The 5,174-nt window shown below is 67.7% G+C and carries 7 protein-coding genes and 3 pseudogenes; 4 read left to right on the forward strand and 6 right to left on the reverse strand.

What is annotated here, in order from left to right; all coding sequences use genetic code 11:
• Positions 1-84: 84 nt before the first annotated feature.
• Positions 85-1,011: pseudogene (locus tag ACLHRZ_RS36490) on the forward strand (IS256 family transposase); the annotation flags it as partial.
• 160 nt (positions 1,012-1,171) lie between these two features.
• Here the strand turns inward: ACLHRZ_RS36490 and ACLHRZ_RS36495 are convergent.
• On the reverse strand, positions 1,172-1,606 hold the full coding sequence (locus tag ACLHRZ_RS36495; protein ID WP_490422898.1) for a YecA family protein: 435 nt from the start codon (positions 1,604-1,606) through the stop codon (positions 1,172-1,174).
• Between the two features lie 46 nt (positions 1,607-1,652).
• Here ACLHRZ_RS36495 and ACLHRZ_RS36500 point away from each other — a divergent pair, with 46 nt between their 5' ends.
• A complete protein-coding gene (locus ACLHRZ_RS36500) occupies positions 1,653-2,402 on the forward strand; it encodes a hypothetical protein (protein WP_490422892.1) in 750 nt (249 codons plus the stop codon).
• On the opposite strand, the pseudogene ssb reads toward ACLHRZ_RS36500, so the two are convergent.
• Positions 2,392-2,655, reverse strand: a pseudogene (gene ssb / locus ACLHRZ_RS36505) (single-stranded DNA-binding protein); the annotation flags it as partial. The gene ACLHRZ_RS36500 and the pseudogene ssb overlap by 11 nt on opposite strands.
• A gap of 124 nt (positions 2,656-2,779) precedes the next feature.
• On the opposite strand from ssb, the gene ACLHRZ_RS36510 reads away from it, so the two are divergent.
• On the forward strand, positions 2,780-3,103 hold the full coding sequence (locus ACLHRZ_RS36510) for a DUF3024 domain-containing protein (protein WP_490422893.1): 324 nt from the start codon (positions 2,780-2,782) through the stop codon (positions 3,101-3,103).
• A gap of 49 nt (positions 3,104-3,152) precedes the next feature.
• On the opposite strand, the pseudogene ACLHRZ_RS36515 reads toward ACLHRZ_RS36510, so the two are convergent.
• A pseudogene (locus ACLHRZ_RS36515) lies at positions 3,153-3,584 on the reverse strand (single-stranded DNA-binding protein); the annotation flags it as partial.
• A 74-nt stretch (positions 3,585-3,658) separates the two neighbouring features.
• Here ACLHRZ_RS36515 and ACLHRZ_RS36520 point away from each other — a divergent pair.
• Complete coding sequence (locus ACLHRZ_RS36520; RefSeq protein ID WP_490422894.1) at positions 3,659-3,871, forward strand: hypothetical protein; 213 nt, start codon at positions 3,659-3,661, stop codon at positions 3,869-3,871.
• A 33-nt stretch (positions 3,872-3,904) separates the two neighbouring features.
• Here the strand turns inward: ACLHRZ_RS36520 and ACLHRZ_RS36525 are convergent, their stop codons facing one another.
• The 3 genes from ACLHRZ_RS36525 to ACLHRZ_RS36535 form a co-directional block, all read right to left on the reverse strand.
• Positions 3,905-4,306, reverse strand: a complete 402-nt coding sequence (locus tag ACLHRZ_RS36525; RefSeq protein ID WP_490422895.1) for a DUF6262 family protein — start codon at positions 4,304-4,306, stop codon at positions 3,905-3,907.
• On the reverse strand, positions 4,296-4,562 hold the full coding sequence (locus ACLHRZ_RS36530) for a hypothetical protein (protein WP_490422896.1): 267 nt from the start codon (positions 4,560-4,562) through the stop codon (positions 4,296-4,298). Before ACLHRZ_RS36530 ends, ACLHRZ_RS36525 begins: the two co-directional genes overlap by 11 nt.
• A partial coding sequence (locus ACLHRZ_RS36535) for a tyrosine-type recombinase/integrase (protein ID WP_490422897.1) occupies positions 4,559-5,174 on the reverse strand: 616 nt, incomplete at its 5' end. The genes ACLHRZ_RS36530 and ACLHRZ_RS36535, both read right to left, overlap by 4 nt.

Here is a 5,174-nt window from a genome sequence, read left to right on the forward strand (position 1 = left end):
GTCCAGGAAATCCAAGAGTTTCGGATCAATATCGAGGCAGGACGATGAGATGGACCGTGCCGAGGCTGCGGAGCGGGTGAAGCGGTGCTGTCGCCGGAGGCGATCGACGCGCTGATCGCGGACGCGAAGGACTCCGGGATCGGTCTGGACGGCCGGGACGGGCTGTTGTAGCAGATGATGAAGCAGGTCATCGAGCGGGCTCTGCAGGCCGAGATGGCGGATCATCTCGGCTATGAGGCGGGGGATCCGGCCGGGCGGGGCAGCGGGAACAACCGCAACGGTTCCTGCGGCAAGACGGTGACGGCCACGGCCGGCCCGGTCGGGATCGATGTGTCCCGGGACCGCCGGGGTGAGTTCACCCCGCGGATCGTGCCGGAGGGGACGCGCCGGCTGGGGCAGGTGGATGAGATGATCCTGTCGCTGTACGCACGCGGCATGACTACCCGGGGCATCACTGCTCACCTGGCCGAGGTCTACGGCGCCGACGTCTCCCCGGCACTCGTCCCGAAAGTGACCGACGTGATTGCCGACGAGGTGACCAGTCGGCAGAACCGTCCGCTCGACGAGTGCTACCCGATCCTGTATATGGACGCTATCCGGATCAAGGTCCGGGACAACGGGCACGTCGTCAACAAGGCCGCCCACCTGGTCATCGGCGTCGATGCCGACGGCGTCAGGAACGTCCTCGGAATCTGGCTCCAGGACAGTGAGGGTGCGAAGTTCTGGCTCCACGTCCTGACCCAGCTCAGGCACCGTGGTCTCACCGACGCCCTGGTGGTGTGCTGTGACGGGCTCAAGGGCCTGCCGGAGGCGATCGGGGCCGTCTGGCCCCAGGCGATCACGCAGACGTGCGTCGTTCACTTGATCAGGCCGGCTCTGAAATACGTCAACTCCACCGACCGCAAGAAGGCCGCCGCCGCCCTCAAGCCCGTCTATACTGCCGTCGACAGCAAACGGCGTCAGGCCGTGGTCGGAAGAAATCGAATATCGATATGGCTGAGTTTGAGCCCCTCTCCGGACCGTGTTCAGCGTCTGGCTGGCCTCGTCCGCATCCGCTGCTGCCCTGTGACAGTGAAGATTGACGTTTTGTCATCGAAGTTTGACCGATGCGTCCACGGTTCGTGGCGTGGTTCTGTCGCGAGTTTGGTGAAACACACTTTGTGGATCTTGGTCAGGTGAGGGCGGGGTTGCCGCAGCACTTCTTGTACTTGCGTGTGGAGCCGCACCAGCAGGGGTTGTTGCGGGGCGGGGGCCACGAAGTGGCCTGGCCTCGGGCGGCGAGATCGGCGGCGTACCGGGCGCGGGTGTCTGCGTCCTGCGGGGAAAGGTTCTCCGCGCGGGTGAAGGACTCGAAGTCGTGCACGGTGCCGTGCGCAATGCCGAGGTGGGGTTCGCCTTCGTTGGACAGGCGTTGCAGCATCTGCTCGATGTGGGGAATGTGTTCGTGGTGCTCGGTGCCGTAGTGGTCGGCCAGCTCGGGCCATGCTTCCAACAGCTGGGCGAACTCGTCGGGGCTCCAGAAGAGTGCGCAGGTCAGACGGGGCCGGGAGAGGGCGGAGCGGCGGGCTTCGACTTCGCGGGACAGTTTCTCGATCGAGGCGATCAGGGCCTGGGGGGGGGGCGTTGCCTGCTGCTTCTCGCAGTTTCGGGTTGTGGAGGTCGTCGAGGGTGCTGGTCGCGCGAAGGTGTGCCGGGCGGTCGGCGTAGAGGTGGTGGGCGAGCTGGTCGAGGTCGTCGCAGGGCTGGCCGAGGCGGCGCCGGACGCGGTGGCGGCTGATGATGAGCATCTCGATGCCGCCCGCGTCCGCCGCGTCGCGAACGGCGTCGACGGAGAGAGGGGCGGCGGGGCCCAGGAGGTGGGTCACTCCGGCGGTGAGCCAGTCCGCGGCTTCGTGGAGATGGTCCGCGACCTCGAACATCTCCGCGATGACCTCCCAGGCATCGGCATGGGCGGGGTGCCGGCGGCGCAAGGCTTCGGCTGCTTCGCGCGCCTCATCGGTGCGCCCTGCGTTCCAGAGCGTGCCGATGCGGAAAGCCTGGATGAGGTGGGGATCTCGGCAGTCCGCGTCCAGGACCTGCTGGTAGAGAGTGAGCGCCCGCTCGTGCTGGCCTGCGCGGCTGTAGAATTCCGCGGCCTCGGTCAGGAGTTCTTCCTGGTCCTCAGGGTATTTGCGGGCCAGGGCTTCCAGTTCTTCGGCCTGCTGGGCGTCGGTCCGCCGGGCGGGGGCGGTCTGACGGTGTGCGGAGCGGCGCTTGCGGGTCATACGACCACACTATCGGCGAGCGGAGTCGGTGTGGTGTGTCGGCTGAGAGGACTCAGAACGGGTGGGGATCGCCGCCTGCATCCGCTGTGGTCGGAGCCGCTGCTGCCGAGGGCGGGGCGGGGCGGTAGGTCCTGGTGACTTTGGCGGTCGCATAGGTCAAGGAGGCTGCGACCTCTTCGGCGTCGATCTCCATGCTGGTGCGGCGGACGCCCTCTTTGTCGTCGAAGGTGCGCTGCCTGAGCCGCCCGGTGACGATGACCCGCATGCCTCGGGTGAGCGACTGGGCGGCGTTCTCGCCGGCCTGTCGCCAGAGCGAGCATCGCAGGAACAGTGGCTGGCCGTCGGTGAATTCGCTGCGGTCGCGGTCGAACACACGGGGAGTGGAGGCGATGGTGATATCTGGACCGACGTAGATCGTTATGGCCTTGGCCTGGGCGGTTGTGTGGATGACACTGCAAGCCAGGCGTGGAGAGAGCGGAGAATCTTCTCGGGCTTCGGTCTGTACGGTGGGAGAGATGAAGATCTCCGAGATGGACCGGGCCCGGCTGAAGAAGTGGGCGGAGCAGCGCATTCCCGCGCACGCGAAAGCGGAAGTCGCGGTGGGGTGCACGGTGCGGGGCAGCGCGGTCGTGATCACCGAGGAGCGGGCGCCGTGGGACGGTGTCGGGGAGTGGACCTCACGCAGGGTCGCCCGGCTGCGGCATGCCGATGAGGGGTGGCTGGTGGACGGGGCGGACCGCAACGGCCGCTGGTATCCGTGCGATCACCTGCCGGCGGCCGGGTCGCTGGACGAGGCCCTGGTGGTGCTGGACGATCCGCGTCACGCGTTCTGGGGCTGAAGCATTCCCCTGGTTAGAACGGGTGCGGCTCGGCGGCTGGCTGCACCTGGGCCGGTCCTGTCTGCTGCGGGACGGGCCCTGCACTCGGGCCGGGCTGATTCTGGCCGCCGCCTTGCCGGTAGGTCTTGGTGACCTGCGCCTTTGCGTAGGTGAGGGAGACGGCGACCTCTTCGGCGTCGATCTCCATACTGGTGCGGCGCTGGCCTTCTTTGTCGTCGAAGGTGCGCTGCTTGAGGCGCCCGGTCACGATCACCCGGGCCCCCTTGGTGAGCGACTCGGCGGCGTTGTTCGCGGCCTGGCGCCAGATGCTGCAGCGGAGGAACAGCGGCTCGCCGTCGACGAACTCGCTGCGGTCGCGGTCGAAATGGCGAGGCGTGGACGCGATCGTGAATCCAGTGACGGGCAGGCCCGAGTTGGTATGTCGCAGTTCGGGATCGGCGGTCAGGTTGCCCACCACCGTCACCAGTGTCTCGCCCGCCATGCCGCCACCCCTTGCCTCGTGCTGGAACACTCCCACCGTACCGGCCCCGATCGCCCACTGGCACGATGGATGGCATGACGGGCGAGGAGACCACCCTGGAGACAGCGGCCGCCGGGCTGCGCGAGGCGCAGGCGGCAGTCCACACGGCCCGCCGGAAGCTGACCGCGGCGGTCGTTGCCGCGTACCGAGCCGGAGAGCCGGTTGCTCGCATCGCGGAGCGCACCGGAACGGGCATCACCGAGATCCGGAATCTGCTGTCCGTCACCCAGACTTCACGCCGCGCGTAGCAGCCGAGACCCCGCGGAGCCGCCAGACTTCCGTCAGTTGGCCGGAGCTCCGCGCCGGTGGTCGCGCAGCTGGCCGAGGGCCTGTGCGAGGTCACAGCGGAGTTGTTCGTTCTCGGCCCGGAGTGCCTGGTTGGCCTTCTTGAGGGTCTGGACGATGGACTGGTGCGACTCGGTGCTCATCCGCTGGGCCGGTGGCGCCGTCGGAGCGTGCTGGTGAGTGGTGCAGGCCATGGCCCTGATCTTGGCGAGGAGATCGGCCTGGGCGGGGTCGTGCAGGAAGGTCCGAGAGACGCGAGCGTCCTTGGCGATGCCGGAGACGGTGACGACCGCCTGGTCGCGTTTGGCTCTCTCCAGCGCGGCGAGCACTCGGGTAACGCAGTCCAGGTGGCGTTGGCGGGCCGCCGCCTTGAGGTAACTGCTGTTGTCAACCGGCATGTTGGGCCGCCGTGTCGGAGGGGTCGTCGCCCGTGTGGGGGGCGGCGGCGAAGCAGAGCATGTCGAGGAACCAGTAGGGAGAGGTTCTTGGGTCCATGCCGCGGGCTTCGAAGAACTGAGCCAGCGCGGCCAGCACATGATCGTCGGCCTGCCGGAAGAACTCCCAGCTGAGCTCCAAGGGCGAAGCCCCCGGCAGGGCCGGAGAAGGCCGGGTGAGTTCGGCAGCGTCATGGCCGTCGGGTTCGTCGAAGGTCATGCGGACTCGGTCTCCTTCACGGGATCACTGGAGGCACGTTGGGCGGGCAGCAGCCGAGCCACGGATTCCTTCTCTTCGTCACTGACCTGCTCGATGAGGTGGGCGACGGTGCCGGCGAACTTCTCGTTGAGGGCCGCGACGCGGTCACGGCCCGCTTCGGCTGCTTGGTCCTGGAGTAGCCGGGTGCGGCGGAGTGTGTCGCTGTGGACCGGCAAGAAGGTGGCGTCGGTCTGGAAATCGGGGCATTCGTAGCAGCCCTCGGCCGCTGTCTTGGGGCAGGGGCGGGAGACGTGGCGCCCGCACCAGCCGCCGGCGACCGCGTGAAGGCGCCGGCCCAGCTGCTCGGCCATCCACTGGACGCCATCGAGGTTGGAGTCGGGCCGGATACGGACGGCCTCGCCCTTCAGGTTGAACCTGACCTCGTACTTCTCCTCGTACTCGCGCCGCAGCGTCTCGTCCGAGATCCGCGAGTAGTGCTCCTGCATCTCCCAGGAGGTGTGGCCCAAAACCTCCCGGATCGTGCGGCCGGACACCCCTGCGTTGGCCATCCGGGTGCCCAGGGTATGCCGGAACTGATGGAACCTCTGAGGCGCCTCGCGTTTTCCGGACAGT

Source organism: Streptomyces sp. AM25 (assembly GCF_058146165.1).